At 43.8% G+C, this 25,495-nt stretch carries 23 protein-coding genes; 12 read left to right on the forward strand and 11 right to left on the reverse strand.

Going from position 1 to position 25,495, the window contains the following annotated elements; all coding sequences use genetic code 11:
* Positions 1-74: 74 nt before the first annotated feature.
* Positions 75-674: a PilZ domain-containing protein gene (locus tag J5X92_RS05690; protein ID WP_129740587.1), complete on the reverse strand. Its 600-nt coding sequence runs from the start codon at positions 672-674 to the stop codon at positions 75-77.
* A 107-nt stretch (positions 675-781) separates the two neighbouring features.
* On the opposite strand from J5X92_RS05690, the gene J5X92_RS05695 reads away from it, so the two are divergent.
* Both J5X92_RS05695 and J5X92_RS05700 read left to right on the forward strand, forming a co-directional pair.
* The gene (locus J5X92_RS05695) at positions 782-1,996 is read left to right on the forward strand and encodes a lipoprotein-releasing ABC transporter permease subunit (RefSeq protein WP_208805014.1); all 1,215 of its coding nucleotides are present in this window, start codon (positions 782-784) and stop codon (positions 1,994-1,996) included.
* Positions 1,997-2,072: 76 nt separating this feature from the next.
* The gene (locus J5X92_RS05700; RefSeq protein ID WP_208805016.1) at positions 2,073-2,639 is read left to right on the forward strand and encodes a phosphoribosyltransferase family protein; all 567 of its coding nucleotides are present in this window, start codon (positions 2,073-2,075) and stop codon (positions 2,637-2,639) included.
* Positions 2,640-3,028: 389 nt separating this feature from the next.
* On the opposite strand, the gene J5X92_RS05705 is transcribed toward J5X92_RS05700, so the two are convergent.
* From J5X92_RS05705 to J5X92_RS05715, 3 genes are read right to left on the reverse strand one after another with little or no spacing between them, the layout of a single operon-like run.
* Positions 3,029-3,670, reverse strand: coding sequence for an energy-coupling factor ABC transporter permease (locus J5X92_RS05705; RefSeq protein WP_208805018.1), 642 nt, complete (start codon positions 3,668-3,670; stop codon positions 3,029-3,031).
* Positions 3,671-3,702: 32 nt separating this feature from the next.
* Positions 3,703-4,512 (reverse strand): exodeoxyribonuclease III, encoded by an 810-nt coding sequence (gene xthA / locus J5X92_RS05710; RefSeq protein ID WP_126873703.1) that lies wholly within the window; start codon positions 4,510-4,512, stop codon positions 3,703-3,705.
* A 49-nt stretch (positions 4,513-4,561) separates the two neighbouring features.
* A complete protein-coding gene (locus J5X92_RS05715; protein WP_208805020.1) occupies positions 4,562-5,287 on the reverse strand; it encodes a hypothetical protein in 726 nt (241 codons plus the stop codon).
* 281 nt (positions 5,288-5,568) lie between these two features.
* Here J5X92_RS05715 and J5X92_RS05720 point away from each other — a divergent pair, with 281 nt between their 5' ends.
* Entirely contained in the window at positions 5,569-5,973 is a 405-nt protein-coding gene (locus J5X92_RS05720) for a DUF2750 domain-containing protein (protein ID WP_208805022.1), read from the forward strand.
* A gap of 60 nt (positions 5,974-6,033) precedes the next feature.
* Positions 6,034-6,438: a SufE family protein gene (locus J5X92_RS05725; RefSeq protein ID WP_208805023.1), complete on the forward strand. Its 405-nt coding sequence runs from the start codon at positions 6,034-6,036 to the stop codon at positions 6,436-6,438.
* Here the strand turns inward: J5X92_RS05725 and J5X92_RS05730 are convergent.
* Positions 6,433-7,824, reverse strand: a complete 1,392-nt coding sequence (locus tag J5X92_RS05730) for a glycosyltransferase (RefSeq protein WP_244360303.1) — start codon at positions 7,822-7,824, stop codon at positions 6,433-6,435. The genes J5X92_RS05725 and J5X92_RS05730 overlap by 6 nt on opposite strands.
* A 360-nt stretch (positions 7,825-8,184) precedes the next feature.
* Between J5X92_RS05730 and J5X92_RS05735 the strand changes: the two genes are divergently transcribed.
* Positions 8,185-9,030, forward strand: coding sequence for an HDOD domain-containing protein (locus J5X92_RS05735; protein ID WP_013784530.1), 846 nt, complete (start codon positions 8,185-8,187; stop codon positions 9,028-9,030).
* Positions 9,031-9,129: 99 nt separating this feature from the next.
* Here J5X92_RS05735 and J5X92_RS05740 read toward each other — a convergent pair whose 3' ends face one another.
* The gene (locus J5X92_RS05740) at positions 9,130-9,945 is read right to left on the reverse strand and encodes a thioesterase family protein (protein WP_126873698.1); all 816 of its coding nucleotides are present in this window, start codon (positions 9,943-9,945) and stop codon (positions 9,130-9,132) included.
* A 170-nt stretch (positions 9,946-10,115) separates the two neighbouring features.
* On the opposite strand from J5X92_RS05740, the gene J5X92_RS05745 reads away from it, so the two are divergent.
* Positions 10,116-11,435, forward strand: coding sequence for an MFS transporter (locus tag J5X92_RS05745; protein ID WP_126873697.1), 1,320 nt, complete (start codon positions 10,116-10,118; stop codon positions 11,433-11,435).
* A gap of 122 nt (positions 11,436-11,557) precedes the next feature.
* Positions 11,558-12,361, forward strand: coding sequence for an alpha/beta hydrolase (locus J5X92_RS05750; RefSeq protein ID WP_013784527.1), 804 nt, complete (start codon positions 11,558-11,560; stop codon positions 12,359-12,361).
* A gap of 3 nt (positions 12,362-12,364) precedes the next feature.
* Here J5X92_RS05750 and glgC read toward each other — a convergent pair whose 3' ends face one another.
* Entirely contained in the window at positions 12,365-13,639 is a 1,275-nt protein-coding gene (gene glgC, locus J5X92_RS05755; protein WP_013784526.1) for a glucose-1-phosphate adenylyltransferase, read from the reverse strand.
* A 222-nt stretch (positions 13,640-13,861) separates the two neighbouring features.
* Between glgC and J5X92_RS05760 the strand changes: the two genes are divergently transcribed.
* The 5 genes from J5X92_RS05760 (at position 13,862) to J5X92_RS21225 (ending at position 20,313) form a co-directional block, all read left to right on the forward strand.
* Positions 13,862-14,833 carry a nucleoside hydrolase gene (locus J5X92_RS05760; protein ID WP_208805025.1) on the forward strand — a complete coding sequence of 324 codons (972 nt, stop codon included), beginning with the start codon at positions 13,862-13,864 and terminating at the stop codon, positions 14,831-14,833.
* A 44-nt stretch (positions 14,834-14,877) separates the two neighbouring features.
* On the forward strand, positions 14,878-15,411 hold the full coding sequence (locus J5X92_RS05765; protein WP_208805027.1) for an SRPBCC family protein: 534 nt from the start codon (positions 14,878-14,880) through the stop codon (positions 15,409-15,411).
* Positions 15,412-16,054: 643 nt separating this feature from the next.
* Positions 16,055-17,215 carry an MFS transporter gene (locus J5X92_RS05770; RefSeq protein WP_013784523.1) on the forward strand — a complete coding sequence of 387 codons (1,161 nt, stop codon included), beginning with the start codon at positions 16,055-16,057 and terminating at the stop codon, positions 17,213-17,215.
* 115 nt (positions 17,216-17,330) lie between these two features.
* Positions 17,331-19,964 carry an EAL domain-containing protein gene (locus J5X92_RS05775; protein ID WP_208805029.1) on the forward strand — a complete coding sequence of 878 codons (2,634 nt, stop codon included), beginning with the start codon at positions 17,331-17,333 and terminating at the stop codon, positions 19,962-19,964.
* A gap of 214 nt (positions 19,965-20,178) precedes the next feature.
* Positions 20,179-20,313, forward strand: coding sequence for a hypothetical protein (locus J5X92_RS21225; RefSeq protein WP_013784521.1), 135 nt, complete (start codon positions 20,179-20,181; stop codon positions 20,311-20,313).
* A gap of 140 nt (positions 20,314-20,453) precedes the next feature.
* On the opposite strand, the gene J5X92_RS05780 is transcribed toward J5X92_RS21225, so the two are convergent.
* The 4 genes from J5X92_RS05780 to J5X92_RS05795 all read right to left on the reverse strand — a co-directional run bounded on the left by J5X92_RS05780 (position 20,454) and on the right by J5X92_RS05795 (position 25,491).
* Positions 20,454-21,434, reverse strand: coding sequence for a transposase (locus tag J5X92_RS05780; protein ID WP_041452917.1), 981 nt, complete (start codon positions 21,432-21,434; stop codon positions 20,454-20,456).
* 216 nt (positions 21,435-21,650) lie between these two features.
* Positions 21,651-22,595, reverse strand: coding sequence for a hydroxymethylglutaryl-CoA lyase (locus J5X92_RS05785; protein WP_049791817.1), 945 nt, complete (start codon positions 22,593-22,595; stop codon positions 21,651-21,653).
* Positions 22,596-22,609: 14 nt separating this feature from the next.
* The gene (locus tag J5X92_RS05790; RefSeq protein ID WP_208805031.1) at positions 22,610-24,700 is read right to left on the reverse strand and encodes an acetyl/propionyl/methylcrotonyl-CoA carboxylase subunit alpha; all 2,091 of its coding nucleotides are present in this window, start codon (positions 24,698-24,700) and stop codon (positions 22,610-22,612) included.
* A complete protein-coding gene (locus J5X92_RS05795) occupies positions 24,697-25,491 on the reverse strand; it encodes an enoyl-CoA hydratase/isomerase family protein (protein ID WP_013784517.1) in 795 nt (264 codons plus the stop codon). Before J5X92_RS05795 ends, J5X92_RS05790 begins: the two co-directional genes overlap by 4 nt.
* Between the last annotated feature and the right edge of the window lie 4 nt (positions 25,492-25,495).

Genomic DNA, 25,495 nt, shown 5'->3' on the forward strand with positions numbered 1-25,495 from the left:
TTTAAGTGTGTTGCTGGGCTTCTGTTTTCTAGCTTTGGTTTTCCGGCTTTTATTCTCTGACTTTTATTATAGCGTCAGGCTCCGGAAGCCTTATCTTGCGCGCGTTTTTTCAATTGCTGCGTTTGCAAATGCAAGCTGGCTCGAACAAGCAATTCTTGGTCTTGCTCTCGGATGCTATTGAAAACAAAAGCTATATGGTAGTCATCCTCGACGTTCTCGCAAGTAATAACTTCCCCGTAGCAAAATATAGCGGCCGCTTCAGTATCAAGAAATAATTTGAGTTCAGCTTGGCTGCCGATGTTCATGGCGGTTGAGCTTTTAATAATTACGCCCCCGCCACCGAGCTTTATTGTGCTAAAACGATGATCTGGTTCATCTTGCTGGTGCAAAATAAATGACATCATCAAATCTATTTTACGAGCTTGGTGGTTTAAGTATTCCGCCAACGATTCAGCATGGTCGCTTAAATGGCGCAACGGGCGAAGTGCTTGAGCTTCAATGCTGGCCATTTCGCTCGCAACGCGAAATGCATAGGGCATGGCTTGCTCTAAACCCGCTTCAGAAGGTACGGATTCACCTTCAGCAAGTGGTTTCACGTTAATGTTAACGTTGTGCTGAATAGAGAAATACTCATCGAACTGGGCTTTTTTTTCTTCTAGGCTTAGGTTTTCCATCATATCTCCCGCCACTTATCTTGTACGGCCAGTAGCTTACACGTAGTATACGCACTTTACTATTTTGAGATTGCCCCGTCATCACACCTTTGGACTAAGCGCGCATTATGTATTTTCCTCTTCCCGCTTTTATTGCTTATCGGTATGCGAAATCTGGCCCGGCGCAGTCGTCTAGCCAAAATAGCTTTGTTTCCTTTATCAATCGCTTTTCGGTAGCCGGTATTGCACTTGGCCTAACGGCGCTTATTATTGTGCTTTCGGTAATGAACGGCTTTGAAGCCCAGTTAAAGCAGCGTATTTTGGGCATAGTGCCGCATATTGAAATTAATGCCCCTGTTGATGAAAGCTTTGTAATGGGCTTGCCCAATGTGGTGGCAAGCATGCCATTTCGAGAAGCCGAAGCGGTGGTGCAATCTCGTTCTGATTTACGTGGTGTACAGTTACATGGTGTGCAAGCAGACAGCATGGCGCAGCACACCATGGTTGCTCACGAAATGCAGCAGGGCGATTTTGCAAGCCTAACAGCAGGTAGCTATAACGCCATTATTGGCAGGGCGCTGTCTATGCAGTTAAATGTGCGGGCTGGCGACAAACTTCGGGTAATGGTAGCTGGAGCCAGTGTTTACACGCCATTTGGACGCATGCCAAGCCAACGGTTGGTGACGATTTCAGGCGTATTCGACATGGGCTCGCAAATGGATGACAAAGTTATTTATATGCAGCTTGATGATGTGAACCGTTTACTGCGCGATGTTTCAGGCAAGAACACAGCTACTCGATTATTTTTAGATGATGCCTTTTTGTATCTAGACACACTAAAGCCTATTGTTGAGGCTGATTTACCTGTTCGTACATGGCGCGAGCGCCAAGGCCCTTTGTTTGATGCGGTAAAAATGGAAAAGAACATGATGTTCTTAATGCTGCTATTAATCATAGCCGTGGCGGCGTTTAATTTGGTTTCATCGTTAGTGATGGTGGTGTCTGAAAAACAAGGCGACATTGCAGTATTGCAAACCCAAGGCATGCTACCAATCACCATTATGACGGTATTTGTATTGAACGGGCTGTTTAATGGCGTAAAGGGCGCAGGTATTGGATTAGTTGCAGGTGTGGTTATTACTTTACTGTTAAACCCTGTGATGAGTTTGCTTAATGTGCCTATTGCGTTGTCGTCAGACGGGCAGGGGCTACCTATTGATATGCACTGGCTGCAAATTGTTTCTGTCACGCTATTTTCATTGTTACTTTGTATTGTGGCGAGTATTTACCCTGCTAGGCGTGCCATGAAAACGCAACCTTCGCAAGCACTTCAAAACGAATAAGATAGTTAAATTGCCGTGCAAATCGCGGCGAAATTCACTATAATCGCGGACTTTAAATTTCGGCCAGTGAGACGTCATGAACAAGAATTTTATCACCTCGCAAGCGTTGCTTCAGGATTCCTTTCGTTTAGCAGCAAAGGTGTATGATGACGGGTTTCGCCCCGATTTCATCATTGGTATTTGGCGCGGTGGTGCACCTATCGGCATAGCGGTACAAGAATATTTTGAGTTTAAAGACTATTCAACCGACCACATTGCGGTACGTACTTCTTCTTACTATGGCATTAATAAGCAATCTAAAGAAATTCGTGTTCACGGTTTACACTACTTAGTGGAAAACGCTGACGCTGAACACAAGCTACTTATTGTTGATGATGTTTTCGATTCGGGCCGCAGTGTTGATGCGCTTATTCAGCAAATTCGTAAACTAATGCGTTTGAATATGCCAAAAGATATTCGTATTGCATGCCCTTGGTACAAACCTCAGAACAACACAACTGACATAGTGCCTGACTATTATGTTAACGAAAGTGACGAGTGGTTAGTGTTCCCACACGAAATCGCTGGGTTAAGCGAAGAAGAAATTCGTGAAGGCAAAGGCGAACTAGCCGACGTTATGGATATCTTATTCGACAAAAAGTAAGCGCAACACGCTAGCTTTTACAAAGACACCCATATTAAAACCGCCAATCAGGCGGTTTTTTTGTGCCTAGATTTATCAAGACACCCACGTTATTTCGGCATTCTCTTATCAAGACACCCACGTTATTTCGGCATTCTCTTATCAAGACACCCACGTTATTTCGACATTCTCTTATCAAGACACCCATCTTTATGCTTATCACTATAAGGTGGATGCTCTTGGTTATATTTAAGGCTGCAAACGTGGGTGTCTTCATAAATCTGGTTTTGAAAAAACATGGGTGTCTCCGTAAGGAGTTTATGAATTAGGGTGGGTGTCCAGATAATTCATCAAGGTATAAAGGTGGGAGTCCATGTAATTTAGTAGAGTGCAAATGGTGGGTGTCTTGTTTAGTTATCGAAATAAAACTTATCGTGGAAGGTGTAAACCCAAGTGGGTTGATAGATAACAAGTAAGGTGATGGCCATTCCGTTGAGTAAGGCTTCTGGAAACACTAAAAGTGGAATGAGAAGTACAAAATTATCGTAAATAACATCCCACGTATAAATGCCATCAACAAAGTAATAACCCGCAAGTGCGCCGGTTTTAAGAGCTATACTGAGTGCGCCTGGAAAGAAAGCGCACACAAAAATATAAACGAACAGCTGGCGGGGCAGGTGGTGAAAAGACACTAAATATACCAAGTAGGTTACCGCGACAGGCAGCATAATCCCTAATACGCCATTTACACCTATGGTGTGCCACTGTGCAAAACCAGCGGCGGTAGCACCTAATAACGCGAGGGTGCCGGCCAGAATGGCGTAACGAAACCCGAGCATAAGTGTGACCACACTCAAACCTACAAAATGTACGTCTAGCCCTTCAAAAATTCCCACTTTGAAGATCCAAAAAGCGAACAACGCGGCAGCGCTACCAAACAACAGGTGCTGTTGGTGTTTATCACCCATTAGGCCTACAACAGAAATTTGTTTAATAACGCCAACTAGGGTTAAACAATATAAAGCTAGGCCAAGCCACTGTAGCGTTGTCACGTACTCTCCGTTATTTATCTACTGTCGATTTCTTATTTACTGTAAGTAGCCCAAATAGGCGCATGATCTGACGGCTTTTCAATGCCGCGAAGTTCATAGTCTATTCCGGCATCACTCAATCGTTTGTGCATAGAAGGGGTAGCCAGAATAAGATCAATACGAAGACCACGATTATCATTAAAACCTTTTGAACGATAATCGAACCACGAATACCTGTCGGTAGTGTCAGGGTTCAAGGTTCTAAAGCTGTCTTCAAAACCCCAATCCATCAATGTGTTCAACCACACTCTTTCTTCGGGTAAAAAGCTACATTTGCCCGTACGCAACCAACGTTTTTTATTCTCTTCGCCAATGCCAATATCTGAATCGGTATGTGAGATATTCACATCGCCCATCACAATGACATTTTCATCAGGAGTATGGTGGGTGTCTAGATAAGTCATTAGATCTTTATAGAACTTACGTTTTGCTGGGTATTTAGTTTCGTGCTTTTCGTTTTCGCCTTGTGGGAAGTAACCATTTAATACGGTTACTGGCTGGCCGTCGTTGTCAGTGGTTTTCAATATGATCATGCGACGCTGCGCATCTTCTTCATCAGTAGGGAAACCCATAAGCACAGATTCAGGCTCTTTTTTCGCTAAAAAAGCCACACCGTAGTGACTCTTTTGACCATGAAAATAAACGTGATAACCCATCGCTTCAACTGCTTCAACAGGAAACTGTTCGTTATGAACTTTTATTTCCTGTAGGCCAATAATGTCAGGCTGATGTGCATCTATTAATGCTTGAAGTTGGTGAAGGCGGGCGCGAATGCCATTGATATTAAATGAGATTACTTTCATAAGAACTTCTTAAAAAAACGAATTAATGAATATTAACAGAATGCTGGGTTTAACTTAATGTTTGTGGTGGCAAATTTGTACTTTTTCCTAGCAAAATAAGATGATCAAACCAAAGGTTGGCATCATTAATAATAGCAACGCTTAACGTTTCACTGTTTTGGCTCTCAACCCGACTCTCAACCTGTCTATCAACCTGGCTTCCTGCCTGGCTTACAACATCCGCCCCTTCAATTATTAGGGGTAGTAACCGTACTACTTCTTGCTTAAATTCGGGCCAAGCTTTGGCTTGTTTTGCCATGGATTGATAGTAATGCGTAGGAAAACCGTAGTCTGACTTTTCAAGCCTACGGCTAATAATATTGGCGCCCATTGATGATCCTAGCCACACATACATCGCGGAAATAGTAGCCGAAAGCAGTGTTTCAAAATTAGGTAAGTCAACGCTTTGTAATTCACTAGTACACTGGGCGCTGATTGAATTTAGCTCTGCTAAGTCGTTATCAAGCGACGTTACCACTGCTTGGGTTTCAAACTGATTTGCTAAAGCCTGAAGGGTAGGGTATTTCTCAGTTGCATCGTTAATGACTAGCTTGCAATGCTGGTGGAATTCTCGCATAACGCAAAGTACGTTAAGGTAATTTCCCCGATGAACCTCATGAGCTTCATTGTCGTTACACCCCGCCATATTATGAAAAAGTGCAAAGGGCGTGCTGTGCTCTAACTCTTCATGTTTGTTGTAAGTTTTTGCTTTTAGGTCGCTAAATAAGTTGTGCATGAAGTTTTAAGCTTTGCGTTTTTTGAAAGAAAGGCAGATGTAATGTACTACCATGAAATTCAGATTGCTAATGTACAAGAAGCATGTGAAATGCGTTTTGAAACCCCAAGCGTAAAACTGAGGCAATGCTACATGAAACTGGTCGCAATAATATTAGCCATAGGAGATGTTTTCAACTTGAATTTATAAGATTAAAGAGGCTTTGCTATTTGGCGGGGAAGCCTGCAAAGGGTATACTTAGCGCCTCTTATCGGCGCCTCTTAAATATAAGGTAATTTTTTGTGTTTCCAGATACTGTAACCGCCACCCTGAACGATACTGTGCTAGCGCAAGCTAAATGTTTGTCTGCTGAAGACCGACAAATGCTAGTGATCAGCTACGTACCCAAAGCGAAAGAAATTTGGCTAATCCAAGGTACAGAAGGCTTTGTCATGCTGGAAGACAACGACATTACTCGACTACCCGTTTTTCCTCACAATAACTTAGCGCAGGCGTGGTTGGACGACAACCAAATTACGGGTACGTGCGTGGCAGTACCATTTGATGAGTTTACCGAAACGTGGTTACCGGGTTTAACTAAAAATGGGGTGGAAGTGGTTATGTTTCCTACCTCTGCTGATGCCGAAAATTTAGTGATGACGGCAGAAGAGCTAAGCGCCGAGTTTAGCGCAGATGCTAGTGCCTAGCTGTTGGGCTCAGTTTTCTGAAGACGTTGATATGAACAACCACGCTGTAACCTCAAAACGATGACAGAATCTACGCAACTGTTGCCGCTAGGGCAATCCGTGGCTACGGCAAAAGGCTGGGATGGCGCCACTCGCGCCATTATGCTGGCTGGTAAGCAGTTGTTGGCTTTACCTGAGTCGGCACGCACTGAAGACTCATTGGTACCGGGCTGTGAAAGTAAAGTGTGGGTAGCGTGTACGCCTTCACAGCTCTCGGGCGACCTTTTAATTGCGGCTTACTCACCCAGTAAAATAATTCGCGGCGTGCTAGCGGTACTACTGGAAAAGGCGAATAACCTTTCAGAAGAACAAAGAAAGGCGTACGATTTTAAGCAATACATGAACGCGTGTAATTTGCAGCGCCATTTAAGCCAATCTAGAGGCAATGGTATCTTAAGTGTATTGCGCCGCTTAAATACGCTATAAGTTTTGGTTTTTAGCTTCAATCCACTGCGACATGTATTTACTCGCATTCAAGGTTTGATGCCATAGCAGCCCTTGTAAAAACAAGGTCTTGCGATGGGCATTAACATCTGAAGCTATAATGGCAACTCGGTCTGCCAAGGTTTCACTCTCGTTGTCATTTTCAAAAGCGTGATACAAGGCTAACCCTAACTTACTTGCTGACGACCAACTCTCTTCGCTGTTGTAAAACCTAGCGGCGTGTTTCGCGAAGTCTTCTGGGGTATCGCAAATTGCGCCTCCCCATGCAGGCTGCGTAGCACTATTCTCTGTTGCTTCTGTACTCTTCAACGAAGAACTTGCCGCCAATGGCGTTATGGGGGACATTTCTTCAGCAATACTTTCAGCAATACTTTCAGCAATACCTTCAGCGCCAACCCAGGTTGTAAGGGTAGGGGTACCACATCGCATGGCTTCTAGTATTTTGCCTTTAATACCTGCACCAAAGCGCAGTGGCGCTATAAGAAGTTTAGCGTTAGCAATCACATCGTGTGCATTTTCAGCCCAGCCATCTACGTAAAATCCAGTTTTGGGGTTATGTAATTGCGTTGCTTTTTTAGGTGGGTAGGCCCCATAAATATGTAAATTTGCTTGGGGGAGCACCTTTTTAATAGCGGGCCAAACGGTTTGCTTTAGCTGCAAGACGGCATCCCAATTTGGCGCATGTCGAAAATTGCCAATAGTGACAATGTCGGTGCGTTTTTGAAAATCTGGTGCCTTGTCAGTTACTGTCGCGAGATTAAGCGGATGGTAATAAAGCTGTTTTGCGGGAACGTGGTAATAATCGGTAAGCAGTGCGTACTCGGTACGAGAAATGACCAACGTAAGGTCGCAGCGTAAAATAGCGGCAATTTCCCGCTGAGCTAAAGGCGTATTGTAGTCAGCTTCTTTCGCGGCGTTGGCAATGTGCGCCACAACAGGAGAGGCTGCAGTTTCTTTGGATGCCCGCAGTGCATTATCGTGTGCTTTAACGGCATCGTGCCTAGCTTGTCGTAAACTGTGCAGGTCTTCGGTGTTTAAAATGCGGATAGCAGAAGGACAGGCGTCTTTTACTCGCCAAGAAAATTGCTCTTCGGTCATATATCTGTCGAAAATAACCACGTTAGGCGACAGTTTCTCAATTCGTTCATTAAAGCTGCTGCAATTAAGTGCAACTGCTTCACTACTTACACCTATATTATCTAGGTCTGTTTTATGAATACTGTCTGTTGCCGCGGTCATAAAAGTAACGTTATGGCCGTAGCTTAGAAACTGATTAATTAAGGCCAGCATATTTTGACCTGCGGCGGAGGAATTGGGTTCAGGCCACACGTAGCCAATGACTACAACCTGCATTATGCCTTGTGACATGCCTTGTGACATTCCTTCTGACATGCCTTGTAACATGATTACCTGTGCTTAAATGTGTAAAGCGCGAAATAGTAGCACAGCAGGAAATAAAGAAAATGAAACTTTATCGCGGATAAAAGTGCTTAAAACCTTCTGCTTTTAAGGGGGAACCCCTATTGGGACTGAATACAATGTAATGTAATTTATCGCATACTATACGAAAGATAATGAATTCTAATTAGCTAGGCTAAATAATCGCGCTATAATGTAGCTAGTAGTGAAAAAGCTAATCATGTTTTATAGTTACCGTTTTATTTTAAGACTTGATTGCGAGATACCCTCTTCTAAATAGAGTAGGTTATATCAGGAGCGTACACCTAAATGACCCTACAAGATATTATCAGTAACGCGAGTACGTTGTTTGTGCTGCCCGACTCGGTAACGCGTTTAAAAGCGTGCATGGATGATGGAGCATCTAATATTGACGATATTGCAGACATCATCTCTTTTGACCCTTCGTTAGCGACACAGCTATTAAGAGTGGCGAATTCGGCCTTGTACCGTTTTCCAAATAAAATAGATACTATTACTAAAGCGCTACAAGTAGTGGGTACGCGCTCTACGTACGATCTAGCACTTGCATTTGGTGTTAGCCAAGCGTTCAAAGAAATAGATGGCCAAGTTATCGACTTAGATAAATTTTGGGAGCAAAGTGTCTCTTGCGGTCTGTTAGCAAAGTATTTTGCTGAAATGCGAAATATCAGAGAGCCGGAACGCTTATTTGTTGCGGGCTTACTGCATAATATTGGTGAGCTGGTCGTCGTAGACATGTTGCCAGATAGCGCGAAACGTTGTCAGGCGTTCAACGCAAGAGTTAGTCCTGCTGAATTACAGGCTGGTGTTTTGGGCTACACATTTACGAACGTGTCTGCGGGGATCATCAAAGAGTGGGGTATCCCTGAAACAATCTATAAGCCTATTGCAAATATACACGGCGACAAAAACACCACTTCTGATGTGGAAGAGCAAATCTTGCAGTTGTCATACGTTTTGGCTTTAGATAACGTGAATTCAGAAATTTATCCTAGCTACAATAACTTAAAACCCGAATTGCACGAGAGCCTATCGCTTAATCGCGACGATTTAGAAGATGCATTGGATATTACCAACTTGCAGTGTATTTCAGTTATTTCCCTGTTCAACCCTAACGCGTTTATGCTTTATTAACGAAAAAGGGGCGTACTGCATTTATGCAGTACGCCCCTTTTTACTATCTACTATTAATGCCTTTCTAGACAAGCATCCCGTTCAAAAATTACGTTCTAACTAATCAAAAATTGCCACGGTCTGGCGGCTTATGGCAACAACTTCGTTGTCTTTATCCCAAATAGTGGCTTCAGTATGCCCATAGCCATCTTCTGCCTGACGGGTATGCGCTTGGTAAGCAAACCAGTCTGTAGGGTCTACCTGCTTATGCGGGTGGATAAATTCCAAATTCCAACTAACGGTACTTGCTGGAGCAGGCAACTTCATCATTTGTAACAGCGTGGGCGGCCAAGCATCAATCATGGTAATGATGTGTGCATCTGTGATCTTCGCCGGTGGCTTTTTAAAACGCATGTGCCCGTGGTAAACGCTGGTCTTTTTGCGGGTGAAGGGAATGCCTCCCTTATCGATGGCTAAATCGAAATGACGCAAAAACTTAGGGGTGACCTTTGGAATTTGCGGGATGAACTTGCCTTTGGTGGGCGTAGGCATGTCATGGGTGTCTTGGTTTTCTACTTTAATGCCCGATTTTCTGCCAATACCAAAGCAGGCTTGCACGAACACGCAGCTTTTACCATTTTGCTTTGCATGAGCGGTATATTGAGATACGTTTTTGCCCTCACGCAATAAAGTTACTTCAATTGAAAATGGCGTATCCGGCGAAAGTGGACCTACAAAGTTAGTGGTAAATGAACGCAGTACGCGTTCTTCACTGACTTTTTGACGAATAGCGCTGTACGCCATGCCTGCTGAAATACCACCGAATGCTGTACGCCCTTGCGCCCAATTACTGGGAATGATGAGGTTATCTACTTTCCATTGATTTTCAGAAAGTGCTTCTAATGAAGAAAGCGTTAAAAGCTCGTCTACCGTCATGTTGTTTGTCTGGTCTGATGAGTAAGGGTGCCGATATCCTACCTTAAGCTCAAGCTAACAGAAAGCCTAGGCTAACATTCCTTTTTATATTTACAAATAAGTAACAATAAGTTGTCAATCTTTTAACCTGGCGCGTAGACTGAGTTTTCATTGAATTTAAAGGGAATGATATGGCCCATAGTCAGGTTCAAACGGCACCAGTAGAGAAAGCGGATACGTCCCGCGCCTACAGAAATTATGTGTTAGTGATACTAACGCTGGTTTATGCATTTAATTTTATTGATAGACAGATCATAGGCATCCTTTCTCCATTCATTAAAGCTGATTTGGGTTTAGATGACGCGCAGTTAGGCTTGTTAAAGGGGGTATATTTCGCCATTCTTTATACCGTGGTGGGCATTCCTATTGCGTGGCTTGCCGATCGCTATAGTCGCGTGAATATCATTGCTATCTCGCTCACCCTATGGAGTGGATTTACCGCTGCTTCGGGGCTTGCCATGAACTACACCCAACTGGCGCTGGCTAGAATTGGTGTGGGCATTGGTGAAGCAGGGGGTAGCCCACCTTCACACAGTATTATTTCCGACCTATTTCCTAAAGAAAAACGTGCTGGCGCATTGGCGGTGTACTCTTTGGGTATTCCGTTTGGCGTGATGTTGGCATTCTTTGCTTCTGCATTTTTCTTACAAGGCGGTTCTGCTGACTGGCGTACGGTAATGATTAGTGTGGGGTTACCGGGCGTAATACTAGCGCTCTTGCTGAAGTTTACGGTGAAAGAGCCAAAACGCACCGAGTCAGTACAAACGGATGACGCTGAAAAGCCCAGTGTTTCAGCTTCACTCAAAACTTTGTTGAAGATTCCAACGTGGTGGGGAATGGCGTTAGGCATTTCTTTTGGTTCGTTCGGCAACTACGCCATTTCAACATGGATCATCGATTATTATGTACGTGCCTTTGCAGGGTTAGATATAACGCAGTTGCTCATTGCGTTCGGTATTATCAATGGCTCTGCTTATGCGTTAGGCGTGTGGCTGGGTGGTTATATTGCCGATAGATGGGGTAAACAAAATAAGAAAGCGTATGCGTTGTTACCTGCTATTGCGCTAATTATTGGTGTCCCAGCGTTGTATTTTTCCCTTCAAGTTAACGACTTATGGTTGTCAGTAGGGTTAATGACGTTCTTACTCTTCACTAGTGGTTCCTATTTAGGCCCAAGCTTTGCCATGGCGCAAACTCTTGCACCTATTAATGTTCGTGCTATGTCTACTGCATTGTTTTTCTTTGTATTGAACATAATTGCATTGGGCGGTGGTCCAACGATTACCGGTATTATAAGCCAAGCGTTAGTGCCGTCGTTGGGTGAAGTTGAAGCTCTTCGTCAATCTTTACTGTATTTGATTGTGCCTTATGCGCTTTCTATTATCGTGTTCTTATGGACCAGTACTAAAATTGTTAAAGATTGGGAGATGGCAGAGTCGAGAGGGCTGTAGTACTATCTTCTTCATAATTAACATGTTGTTTTAATTAAGGGCTGGTTTACCAGCCCTTACTTTTCCCGCTTTGCTATCGCTACGTATAGCTTTGGTACCGCTTTTCGTGAAGGAGTATTTCATTGTCGAAAACCGATATAAGTTTTCACTTTGCCCATGCAAATGGATTTCCTGCAGGTAGTTATAACGCGCTTTTTTCTTCATTACCTGAGCACTTTCATCGTCTTCATGTCGACCGGTTTGGTCACGATCCTCAATTGCCAGTAAATGCGAATTGGCGCAATCAAGTTAATGAGCTTATTAAATACGTAAAAGCCGAAAACACCGACAGTAGAGGTGTTTATGCGGTAGGGCATTCTTTTGGTGCGGTGATTTCATACATGGCAGCCTGCGAGGAGCCCAGCTTGTTCCGAGGGCTTATCATGCTTGACCCTCCGTTAGTGATGGGGCCCATGAGTTACTTTTTTCGCTTTGCAAAGAGGACGCCGTTAATTAATAAATTAACCCCAGCAAAGCTAGCTGAAACTCGAAATACGCAATGGCCATCTCATATTGATATGGAAGCGTATTTTCAAGGAAAAGCATTGTTTCGTAATATGGATAAGCGGTGTATTCGTGATTATGTAAAGCATGTAACCCACACTAAAGGTGAGATGACATCGCTAACATTTAAAGCCGAGGTAGAAGCGTCGCTATTTCGAAATGTACCGCACAATTTAGGTAAGTATAAAGGTAAATTGAAGTGCCCGGCATTGCTGGTAACGGCTAAAGATGGTGCCGTGTGTAGGCCGGCTATGTACGAAAGGTTAATTCAGCATAACAACATTGACCATACTGAATTTAAAGGTGGGCATATGTTTCCGCTAGAACATCCTGAAGCAGTGGCCGAACTTATTTCAACCACTATTTCAAAATGGAATAACTAGCTTTTAGTTAGGAGATAGGCCGCCAACAGGTTGGCCTAGCATTTCTCTTGTAACTAACACCACGCCTTTTTCTGAAACACGGAACCCTCGAGCTCTATCATCGTCATGGTTGTAGCCGATAACGGTGCCCTCTGGAATAACACAGCCTCTATCTAGCAGTACTTTTCTTAGCTTACAATGACGCATGATTTCTACATCAGGTAAAATTACCGCATCTTCTATAAGCCCGTACGAGTGCACTCTTACGTTAGAGAAGCAAATTGTGCCGCGAAGGGTTGAACCAGAAATGATACAGCCGCCAGACACAACCGAATTAATCGCTTCACCGCGTCTGTCGTGATCTTCCCACACAAATTTTGCAGGCGGTAATTGTTCTTGGTAGGTCCAGATAGGCCACTTCTGATCGTACAAATTAAGCTGTGGAACCGGCGCAACCATTTCCATATTGGCTTCCCAAAATGAATCAATGGTACCTACATCGCGCCAATAGGCATCGCCACCGCCGGTGCTTTCAAATTCAAACGCATACACGGGATGATCTTTGATAATCGACGGAATAATATCTTTACCAAAATCACGCTGTGAGCCAGAGGTTTCAGCGTCTCTTCGTAATTGTTCGAAAAGAAACTCAGTATCGAAAACATAGTTGCCCATTGATGCTAGGCAGCGGGTATCATCGCCAGGTAGGGGAGCCGGATGCTCAGGTTTTTCTGCAAAACCGTTAATACGGAAGTTTTCATCTACCGACATTACACCGAATGAACCGGCAGCTTCTTCGATAGGCACCGACATACATGACACGGTCATTTTTGCGCCACTTTCAACATGACGAGCTAGCATAGTACCGTAATCCATGCGATAGATATGGTCGCCAGATAAAATCATTACGTACTTGGGGAGTTCGTCTCGAATAATGTCGATATTTTGGAATACTGCGTCGGCGGTACCTTCGTACCAGCTATCTGAAAATCGTTGAGAAGCGGGTAGAATTTCTACCGACTCGCCAAGTTCCTTCTTGAAGTGCCCCCAACCGCGCACTAAGTGCCTTATCAAGGAGTGTGATTTGTATTGGGTAACTACACCAACTCGCCTAATACCTGAGTTGATACAATTGGAAAGGGGAAAGTCGATAATTCTAAATTTACCACCGAAATAGAGAGCAGGTTTTGCACGCCATGTTGTTAGCTCATGCAAACGTGACCCTCGGCCGCCGGCCAGAATCAATGCGTAGGTATCGCGAGTCAGATTACTAATATAGCGTGGACTCTGATCTGCCATGTCCTCGTTCTCCATTTTTTAAGACACAATTTTGCGGTGTCGATGAATGTGTAAAAACCGTAATTCATACCGATTGCACTAGGGCGTAGTAAGTAGAATATTGCCCTTGAAAATTAGGTTTTATGATAACCTAACTTCATATTACACAAGAATAAATATAAAGCCACGGCGTTTTACTGAACTATGTAAAAAAAACGTTATTTTTTTCTTAAGGGATTTTTTATGTCTTCTACTACCCCAGTTATTTTTGACCACGATGGTGGTATTGACGATTTATTATCGTTAATACTTTTGCTGCGTTTGTCTAATATTTATGTGGTGGGTGTCACCATTACGCCGGCCGATTGTTATCCTGATGATGCTTTGCTTAGCACTCGTAAAATTTTAACATTGACAGGGAACACTCATATTCCCGTGAGTGTAGGGCAGTTAGCCGGCCCAAATCCGTTTCCGCCTGAATGGCGGGCTCAGCCTAAAATGTGCCATGCTACACCTTTAATGTTACGTACGTCTCATGATGAAGTGAAAGTAGAAACCAAGGCCGCTCATGAATGGATGCAAGATGCATTAGCTCATGCTGCTGAGCCTGTCACCGTGTTAATGACTGGCCCTGCAACCAATTTAGCCGCCGCGCTGACCCAAAGTCCAGACCTGGTAGATAACGTACAAAAGGTAGTGTGGATGGGTGGAGCGGTGAAGGTTAAAGGCAATGTGGCTATGCATGATCACGACGGTTCAGCGGAATGGAATGCATATTGGGATCCTAAGGCGACTAAAGCATTGGTAGATAGTGGTGTAAATTTGCTATTGGTGCCTTTAGATGCCACCAACGATTTGCCAGTTAGTTGGGATTTCTTGCGGCAACTTGCGGTAAAAAATACGCCAGTATCAGACCTATCTGGTCAATTCTGGGCGTCTACGGTAACGTCTATTCCGTCTTATGAATTTACGTATTTTTTATGGGATATTCTTTCTACTTGTATCTTAGCGTTGCCAGAAGACAAGTTACGTATTGAAACCGGTCGGGTTGCAGTAAGCACAACCACGCCGAATGCGGGACATACTTACCTCTGCGGCAAATCGGGGAGCTCAATCTCTTGGGTGGCAAGTGTTGATGCTGATTATGTTCGCGAAATGGTAATTCATTATTTAAGCGGAGAATTTAGTCAATCATCAGTGCCATTTGTTAAATAATTGTTATATATTTCTAATCCTATGTGATTATCATGGAGTTTTAGATGGCAGTTTTAAAGAAGATAGTTTTAGGTGTGGGCTTACTGATTGCTTTGGTAGTTGTGGTTGGGCTGTTCCTGCCAAAGCAATACACAGTTGAAAGAAGCATTTTGATTAATGCACAACCTGAAGAAATTTATCCCGATGTTGTCGATTTACGGGCATGGCAAAACTGGGGCGTTTGGTTTCAACGGGACCCTAGTATGGAAATCGATTACTCTGGACCTGATAGAGCTATTGGAATGATGTCATCTTGGACAAGCGTGACGGAAGGCAATGGGGAGATGAAAATTACCGATTTAGAACACAATAAAAAGGTGGTTTACTCATTGGCTTTTCCTGAATGGGAAATGGGTTCGACGGGTTCATTGGTAATATCGCCCGCAGGTGAGGCTACCAAAGTGACGTGGGTTGACTCCGGCGACGTAGGCAACAATATTATCAGCCGCTACTTCGTATTTATGATGGATGGCATGATTGGCCCAGATTTCGAAATGGGATTAGAAAATTTGAAAACGGTTGTAGAAAATAAAGGGTAGTAATTTAGTCTAGCTTTTACCTTAGCGCAAAAGCGCCAAATGGTTTTCACTACAGACTAAGCCGAGTTCGCTTATATGGATATTTTCCAAAGCGAACTCGGCTTTTTTCGTTTTCAGCACTAGAAATCCAAATGGATTTTCTAGTGCTGCTAGCTGATGTTATTGGCGTTATCGACGTTATCGAGACACCCACGTTTAGAAACAATACATCATTATGAAGACACCCATGCTTTGGTCGTCTTAAAAGCGTTAACGAGACACCCATGCTTTGGTCGTCTTAAAAGCGTTAATGAGACACCCATGCTTTGGTCGTCTTAAAAGCGTTAATGAGACACCCATGATAGTGTTTAAAATATGATATAAAACTCTGATGGAACCCGCGCGATCGTACTTGAAAAAATTAGTGGGTCAGTCAGTTTATGATGGGTGTCTCGATAAGCTATCTCGATAAGCTTATATTTCTAAATTGGCCTAATTGTTAAGATTGTTCAGTGTGTTAGTACGATATAGTGCCCATAAACGCAGCATGATCAAGTATCAAGGGTTTTTAGTATAAAGTTCTTTAAGTAATGCTAAAATTGATTTTGGTACGCTTGCTGAGTAGTCGCATTTGTGATTTCGTGAAATTACCTTAGGAAAGGACATGCTGGGAAATAAACGTCGTCTAATTGTAGGCCTAGCTTTTAATAAATTGGCCGATTTACTGGCGTCTGCAAAAACTACATTACCCGCACTATTAATCTCTTTAGGGGCTCCTGGCTGGATGGTGATGTGGTTGGTGCCAATTCGCGAATCTGGCGCACTATTACCCCAAGCCCTAATTGGTATGTATTTACGCAGGAAAAGCGCTAGACACCACGTTTGGCGATTGGGTATGGTTGTACAGGTATCGGCCATATGTACCATGTTAGCTGCCGCGCTTGTCACCGAAGGTTTTGTGGCTGGGCTAATTATACTCGCTTCGCTTGTATTTCTTAGTTTAGGCCGCTCTGCAAGCTCACTTACCGTAAAAGACATGGAAGCCGATGTCAGTCAAAAAGGGGAACGGGGGAAGTTAGTAGGGTTAGCTTCCACGGCGTCTGGTGTGATGACGTTGTGCGCCGCAGTACCTTTGGTGTATTTTGAAAAAGAGCTTGAAGGCTATTCACTTTATATTTTGCTAGGGTCATCAGCGCTTGCATTTTGTGTCACGCTATTTTTAATGTTTTCAATAAAAACCCATGTTGAAATAGAAGAATCTAAAAATAAGTCTTTGTTTAATTGGCGTTTTGACAACACGGTATATCGGTTCGTTTTTGTGAGGGGGTTGTTCGTCCACTCTGCGCTAGTGGCGCCATACTTTATGCTGGAAAGTTCACAAAGCGCTAAATCTTTGCTCCCGTTTTATCTTGCTGCACAAGCCTTAGCTTCTATGCTTTCTTCTTTTCTTTGGGGAAAAATTGCAGATAAAAGCGCTCGATTCACCCTTCAATTGTCAGGTGCCTTGGCAATAATTGCCTGTGTTGGCTTACTTGCTATGGAGCCTGAAAATTTGTGGATGTCTGCAGGGTTGTTTTTTATTCTTTCTATTGCTCATGCGGGTGTGCGAACAGGGCGCAAAACTTACAGTTTAGATATTAAAGATGGACAAGACAGGACTGAATTAGTCGGTTTTTCAAATACAGCTATAGGCCTTATTTTACTTGGCTTTGGTGGATTGTACGCGATTTTATCGTCTTTTATCGACTTTTCAGTGGTGTACATTATGGTAGCAATGCTCACTATGGCGATTTGTACTACGCTTATGTTACCAAGGGAAAAATAAGGGAATAGGAGGTCGAACGCCGTGCAAATTACCGTGATTGCATTTCTGAAACCCAATTTATATATCAGTCGATATTGGGCGAACGTGGCTTTAGTAATCGAGTTTGGTTTCACATATGTCTTATAAACAGCAAGAAAACAATGGTCCGGCAGCATTGCCAGTAAAAGATCCCGAGGAATTAGAGGGTTATCTTAATGCGTTTTTGGATATATCAGCTGACCCTGTATTTATAAAAGACGGGGAGGGTAAACTTTTAGTTGCTAACAACGCCTTTTGTGAGCTTGTAAACGTTTCTCGAAAAAAACTCATTGGAAAAACCTTCTCAAATAAAATTTACCCACAAGAATTGGTGAAGTTAGCGCACAGCGATCAGTATGTTTTAGATACCGGAGAAGATAAAGTCATAGAGCAAGCCCTGCAAGGTAAGGGCAACCAGGCACGGGTAGTACTTGCTAAACTGAGCCGATTTATCGACCGCAATAATAGACGATTTATTGTTGGTGTTATCCGAGACGTTACTAAACGCAGGCAGAACGAGTTAAGAGAAACAACGCGTAGCGAGGTATTAGAACTCATTACCAGCGGAGAACCTCTAAAAAAGGTGCTAGACGCCATTGTCAGCGTGGTTGAGCTTAATAACCCAGAAATGATGTGCAGCATCTTGATCCTTGAGGATTCAGGGGGGCATCTGCGCAACGGAACTGGAACTAGTCTTCCTAAATTTTATACCGATGCTATTGATGGTGTAGAGATAGGTATGGGCGTGGGTTCTTGCGGTACAGCGGCGTTTACTAACGAACGTGTCATCGTGGCAGATATTCAAACACACCCTTACTGGGAAAATTTCAAAGCGTTAGCTGAACGCGCTAATTTAGGAGCTTGTTGGTCTGAACCAATTCGTTCTACGCAAGGCGCTGTGCTCGGTACTTTTGCTATTTATCACTCTAGTATTAATAATCCCTCGGATACTGATCTTGCGCTAATTGAGCAAACTGCAAGTTTAGCGAGTATCGCTATCGAAAAGAATCGGTCTGAAGAGACACTAAAGCGTGCTGCCAGCGTTTTCACTCATGCGAACGAAGGCATTATTATAACCGACGCCTCGGCGACTATTATTGAAGTGAACGATACGTTGTGCCGAATCACCGGTTACAGCAAATCGGAAGTGCTAGGGAAGAACCCTAGAATTCTTCAGTCTGGACGACACAGCGCGCAGTTTTATAAAAACATGTGGAATACGCTGAACACCGATGGGCACTGGAGAGGTGAGATTTGGAACTGTCGTAAGGATGGTGAAGTTTATCCTGAGATGGTTACAATAAGTGCGGTCAAAGACGCGGAAGGGCAGGTGCAACATTATGTATCACTCTCAACCGACATATCCGAAATTAAGTTCAATGAAGGTAAGTTAGAACGAATAGCGCATTATGATCTGCTGACCAACTTACCTAACAGAGTCTTGCTTGCCAAGCGACTTAATCAAGCCATTAAGCACAGTCAGCTACAACAAAATTCACTGGCCGTCGCATTTATGGATTTAGATGGTTTTAAAGCGATTAATGATAATTACGGACACGACATTGGTGATCAGTTTTTGGTTGAAGTCTCCAATGGCTTAAAAGCTAGCTTAAGAGCAGGAGATACCATTGCACGTATTGGCGGTGACGAATTCATTATTATTATGGCTAATTTGGATGAGTTTAGTGACTGTGAGCATGTTCTAAATCGACTTCTTAAATCTGCCTCGGCCCCCGTCAATATTGCTGAGGCGGTTATGCAAGTGTCGGCCAGTATTGGCGTGACTGTTTTCCCTCAAGATAACGTAGATGCGGATCAGTTGATACGCCACGCAGACCAAGCCATGTATGTTGCAAAGCAGGGGGGGAAAAACCGATATCATCAGTTCGATTTAGAGCAAGATAACGCGATTAATTCCTATAACAAGAGCATTGATAATGTTCGGGTTGCGTTGGATCGCAAAGAGTTTGTCTTACACTACCAACCTAAGGTGAATATGCGCTCTGGTGAAGTGATTGGTGTAGAAGCTTTGCTCCGCTGGGAGCACCCTGAAAGCGGCTTGATTCCACCGCTCGAATTTTTGCCAGTTATTGAAGGACATGGTATCAGCTTGAAAGTAGGAGAGTGGGTTATTGATGCGGCTTTAACACAAATTTCGCATTGGCAGAGACGCGGTATTTCATTGCCCGTAAGTGTGAATATTAGTGCACATCAACTGCAGCAAGACAACTTTACTTCTCGGTTACAAACACTTTTAGCGGCGCACCCCGACGTAGACCCAGGCTATTTAGAGCTGGAAATTTTGGAAACCAGCGCGCTTCAAGATACCTTTCAAGTATCATCAACAATGAATGCGTGTCACGATTTAGGGGTTAGCTTTGCTTTAGATGACTTTGGTACTGGTTACTCATCACTTACTTACCTTAAACGTTTGCCAGCTTACTTAATCAAAATTGACCAAAGCTTTGTACGAGACATGTTAGATGACACCGATGACTTAGCGATTGTTGAAGGTGTTGTGGGATTAGCAAAAGCATTTAAACGAGAAGTGATTGCGGAAGGTGTAGAGTCAGTTGAACACGGCGTTGCGCTGATCCGCTTGGGATGTGTGTTAGCGCAAGGTTATGGCATTGCTAAGCCTATGCCAGCTAATCAAGTTTCACAATGGCTAACGACCTGGAAAGCTAATGAGTCTTGGTTGGCATTAAGTGGTAATCGAGAACCTGCTTAGATTAAGAATTCTCAGACGTTATAAGAGTTATCAAGAGAGTTATCAAGACACCCAACTTAATAACGCTATCAGAGAGCTAACAGGACACCCATCTTAAGAAGGTTATCAGGGAAACCTTAGCTTATAAGACTACTTAATTTTACGAAGACACCCAAGTTTACATTTAACTAGGATTTGTGGTGAAAATATAAAAGATATGAGGACATCCACCCTAATGAAGGTTTTTAATCTCATTCCTGCTCAAGGAAATACAGTGGGTGTCTCGTTAGTTTTATTAGCCGAGCAGAAGTTTAAAAAGGCCCAAGTATTTGACTCGGCGATTATTTATGGATGTGATGTGCTTATTTAGACAGTTTAAAAAAGGTTAGTAAGGACGTAGTGTTACCACTAAGGTAGGGCTACAAATTAACCTTTAACGTTAATGGGTTGGAGAGTCAAAAAGGGAGACTTTTATCAATTTAGCTCATATTTACGAACAGAAGACAGTAACTAACTTGCGTGGGAAAGCAATTTTGCGTTCTTTATTCCCCTTACTCGCTGCCTATTGGTATTTTGCTTAAACTTTCTCATTGTAACTTCACACCCAGCCGCATAACTAAATAACTTTTCGAAGCTAGTGGTAAGCGTCTGCCAATGCATCTGTTTTATCCCTAATCTAGACAATATCGGGGCGTAATTGCTATTTATGTAACCTGGTTTGTCGTCACGAATGATTCTTCCCATTGTATCGACGAGTTCAAGGTAGTCGGGTAGGCCAACGGATAATAGTTTGGAGTCGTGTTGTTCACACTCTCCTGTGAACGGTAGTAATTCAGAAGTATTCGAATTGCACTTCATTGCCTGTATTCGTGAGTGAATACTGGTGTACCTAGAATTTTCAGGCGTTGTCGCTATATTAGCTCTAACCGGATTTAAGTCCACGTAAGCCATACAGGAAAGTAGGGCGCTTTCATTTAATAAAGCTTGGGATTTAAACCTTCCTTCCCAAAATCGTCCTGTACACTCATCCTCTTTATTAGCTGCCCTAGCGATGAACTCATTAAGGTTTCGCATAAACCAACTAATGTCGTACAGGCGCTGGCGGTAAACTTCAGCAGTATCGGTTACTGTTTGTAATTCGGCTTCCGAGAGGCGCTCACCCTTAAGATACCTTTGGGTAAGTAGAGTGCCTTTATGGATACGGTGCCATTGGGTTAGAACTTGCTCTAGATTCCATGAATTGGCACCTTGTTTATCAACATGCAGGACTACATGAACGTGATTGCTCATCACCGCATAAGCACAAATATTAATGGAGTACACCGAAGCTAACTCTAATAAGCGGCGCTCGACCCAGCCTCTTCGATGTTCGAAGCTTTTTCCCGAATTCTGATCAACACCGCATAGGTAGCATTGCCTAACGCAGCGTGAAACGCAGTGATAATAAGGAGTATCAGCAAGGCTGATTTGGCTGCGTCTTGATTGCGGCACGGCTAACATCCAGTAAATTCATATACGTCCATGCTAGCAATCAATTGCAATTGATGAACCTGTATCTTAGGTGTGAATTAATCGAATTGATTCTTTGTATTATCGTGGGTGTCCGGTTAGCTGACCTTTACTAAGGGTGTCTTGATAGTACTATTGAATTGACCCTTTATTTTACAATGGATGTCTTGGTTGCGCTAAATGCCGAAGGAAGTGAATCTAATTTACCTTGGCAAGCAATGCATTAGCTACCTTAGACACTGGTTTTCTGTTTAATACAGAAGAGATAAATTCAGTGGCAACAAGCAACTTATCCATACTTACGCCACTTTCAATTCCAAGTCCATTTAGCATATACAGAACGTCTTCTGTCGCCACGTTTCCGCTGGCGCCTTTAGCATATGGGCAGCCCCCAAGGCCTGCGACAGCGCTATCTATGCTCGATATACCAAATTGTAGCGCGGTGTAGATATTGACTAATGCTTGGCCATAGGTGTCATGAAAGTGGACAGCTAAGTCGGCAACTGGTACGTGGTGGCAAACGTTTTCGAGCAAACGAGCAGTAGATGCTGGAGTGCCGGTTCCAATGGTGTCGCCAAGTGAAATTTCATAGCAGCCCATATCATGTAGACCCTTGGAAACCTGCGCTACCGAGTCGCTAGATATTTCTCCTTCATAAGGGCAGCCCATCACACAAGATACGTAGCCCCTAACTGGGATATTATGCGTGTTTGCGGCCGCAATAACGGGCTCGAATCTTTTTAGGCTTTCACTGATTGAGCAGTTAATATTTTTTTGAGAAAAAGATTCAGAAGCCGCGCCAAATATAGCAACTTCATCAACGCCAACAGACAGCGCAGCTTCAAACCCTTTTAGGTTAGGGGTCAGGGCTGAATAGATAACATCATTGGAACGGCTAATTCCATTGAAAACTGCGTCAGAATCTGCCATCTGAGGAACCCACTTGGGAGAAACAAAGCTGCCAGCTTCAATACGCTTTAAACCACTTGCGCTAAGCAAATTGATGAGATGTATTTTGTCTTTAGCGCTAAGAATCGCCTTTTCATTTTGCAACCCGTCACGAGCACCAACTTCCACGATCCTCACTTTAGAGGGAAAGTGAGTCGCAGGGTTAGAGGGTGAATTTACGATGGGTGTCTTCATAGCGGTTTCCACACTCATTCAACTTCTGACTCAGAATCGAAATCAATTAGCACTGAGCCTCCATCTACCAACTCACCAGGTTGATAATAATAGCCTTGCACCACACCGTCGCAAGGCGCTGTAATACTATGTTCCATCTTCATGGCCTCCATAATAAGTAGCGGTGCACCTTTTTTGACGCTACTACCAACCTCAACTAAGTGAGCCACCACGGTACCATTCATTGGTGCATCTAAGCTTGCACCACTGTGGTTGTCGTCATCCCCCATATCAGGTGCTAAGACCTTAAAATTGCAGGTTGAGTCTTGACTAAATAAGCCAAATTGACCTTCGTTGTTCGAGAAATGGTATGTCCGTCTTACTCCATCTACAGAGGCAATTAATTCATCACCAGCAAGATGACCAGTTGCTTCAATGCTTTCCGTATCCGTGATTACCTCAAGGGAAATACCTTTTTGATTCAGGCTATTACCTGATTGGGCGATATGTTTTATTGTGAGTGAATGAACTTCATCACCCATCATAATCGAAAGGGATTCTTGATATCCCATGTTGGGGCGCCACGAGCCAACAATCCCCCAAGGTGAGGGCAGTGAATTACTCTTCGCTGTACTTTGATTACGTGAAAGTACAGACAAAAGTGCTATTGCGGGAAGCTCAGCATCAACTGATTGACTCTGATTGTTGAACAGGGTGTCAGTATGTTTATCAATAAAAGTTGTGGTTAATTCAGCGCTAATGAAAGGCGCACTTGAAGCCACGTCGATAAGAAAATCAATATTCGTGGTTACGCCGTCAATGTGATATTGCTTAAGTGCACTAACTAATTGTTTTAAAGCAGCTTCTCTGTTCTCACCCCATACAACGAGTTTAGATATCATCGGGTCGTAATAAACGCTAATGTCGTCACCTTGCTGTACGCCGGTATCAATGCGTACTTTACTTGTTGATCCTTGGCTAAATAACGTGGGTGTCTTGTTTAGCGACTGGCTATTTTGATAGGAAGTCGGGCTTGATAGCATGGGTGTCTTGATAAGCGAGAGCGTGCCGCTGGCGGGCAGAAAATCATTGTTGGGATCTTCGGCGTAAATACGCGCTTCGAATGCGTGTCCCGTTAGCGTTAATTCTGATTGGGTCTTGGGCAGGGTTTTTCCTTCTGCTACATCTAGCTGCCAGCGAACCAAGTCTTCACCGGTAATCATTTCCGTAACAGGGTGCTCTACTTGCAAGCGGGTATTCATTTCCATGAAATAGAACGAGCCGTCTTCGTCATACAAAAACTCAACGGTTCCCGCACCTACATAATTAATCGCTTTTGCTGCTTGAAGGGCCGCTTCGCCCATTTGCTGCCGAATATTGGCAGGAAAATTAGGGGCAGGTGCTTCTTCTATCACTTTTTGATGACGACGCTGCACTGAACAGTCACGTTCAAATAGATACACGCCATTGCCATGGGTGTCACAGAAAACTTGTATCTCAACATGGCGCGGGCGGGTGAGGTATTTTTCAACCAGCATATGTTCATCGCCAAAGCTTGCCATCGACTCTCTTTTTGCTGCACTTAGCGCCGCCGAAAACTCGCTTTCTTTCCAAACCTGACGCATGCCTTTACCGCCGCCGCCGGCAGCAGCTTTAAGCAACACAGGATAGCCCATTGCATCACTGGCTTGCTTTAAGGTAGCCTCATCTTGATCATCTCCGTGATAACCTGGCACCAAAGGCACGCCGGCATCTTCCATAATTTTCTTGGCCGCAGATTTAGATCCCATGGCTTCTATGGCAGACGCAGGTGGGCCCACAAATATAATATCGTGCGCGGCACATGCTTTAGCAAATTCGGCATTCTCAGATAAAAAACCATACCCAGGATGGATGGCATCTACACCAAGCTTTTTGGCGTATTCAATAATTGCAGTTCCGCGCAAGTAGCTATCTTTCGAGGGGGCAGGGCCTAAATAAACCGCTTCATCCGCCTGTAAAACGTGTAAGGCATTTGCATCAGCGTCTGAATAAACCGCCACCGTTTGAATACCCATGGCTTTGGCTGTACGCATCACTCGGCATGCAATTTCGCCGCGATTAGCAATCAGTAATTTTTTGATCATGCTTGTTTCTCCTGCCACGCTGGGGCGCGCTTTTCGATGAACGCCCCCAAGCCTTCTTGCCCTTCTTTCGAGGTTCTTATTTTGGCAATTTGTTTGCTTGTATCATCAAGCAATTCAGCATTAATAGGCGCATTGGCAACTTGCTGCACTAAGGCTTTGGCTTGCGATACCGCCACGGGTCCGTTTTTTAAAATTTGGGTGACAATATCGTCTATAGTGCTATCAAGTTCATCTTCGGTCACAGCCTCGCTAAGCAGTCCTAGCCTGCGAGCTCGGCGGGCAGAGAAGACTTCTGCGGTTTGAAAATAGCGTCGACACACCCGTGCCCCCATGGCTTCTATCACGTAAGGGCTGATAGTGGCGGGAATTAAGCCTATTTTTACTTCGCTTAAACAGAACTTGCTTAATTTGCTTCCAATGGCAATATCGCAGCAAGCAATAAGACCAACCGCGCCGCCAAATGCCGCCCCTTGCACGCGGGCAATAGTGGGCTTTGGCAAGGTGTATAAGGTGTGTAACATAGTAGCCAGCGCCATTGCGTCGATATGATTTTTGGCTTCATCGTACTGCGCCATGCGCTTCATCCACTCTAAGTCGGCACCAGCACTGAAGCTCTTTCCTTTGCCTTGTAAAACAACGGCGCGAACGCTGCTGTCGTTGCCGGCGCGCGTAAATAGCTCGGTTAACGTAGCTATCATGTCATCGTTAAATGCATTGTGTTTGTCAGCGCGGTTTAACGTAATAAGGGCAACGTTTCTTTCGTCTACGTGATAAGTAACTGCTTGTTCCATAATA

The sequence above is a fragment of the Alteromonas sp. K632G genome (assembly GCF_017653625.1).
GTDB lineage: Bacteria > Pseudomonadota > Gammaproteobacteria > Enterobacterales > Alteromonadaceae > Alteromonas > Alteromonas naphthalenivorans.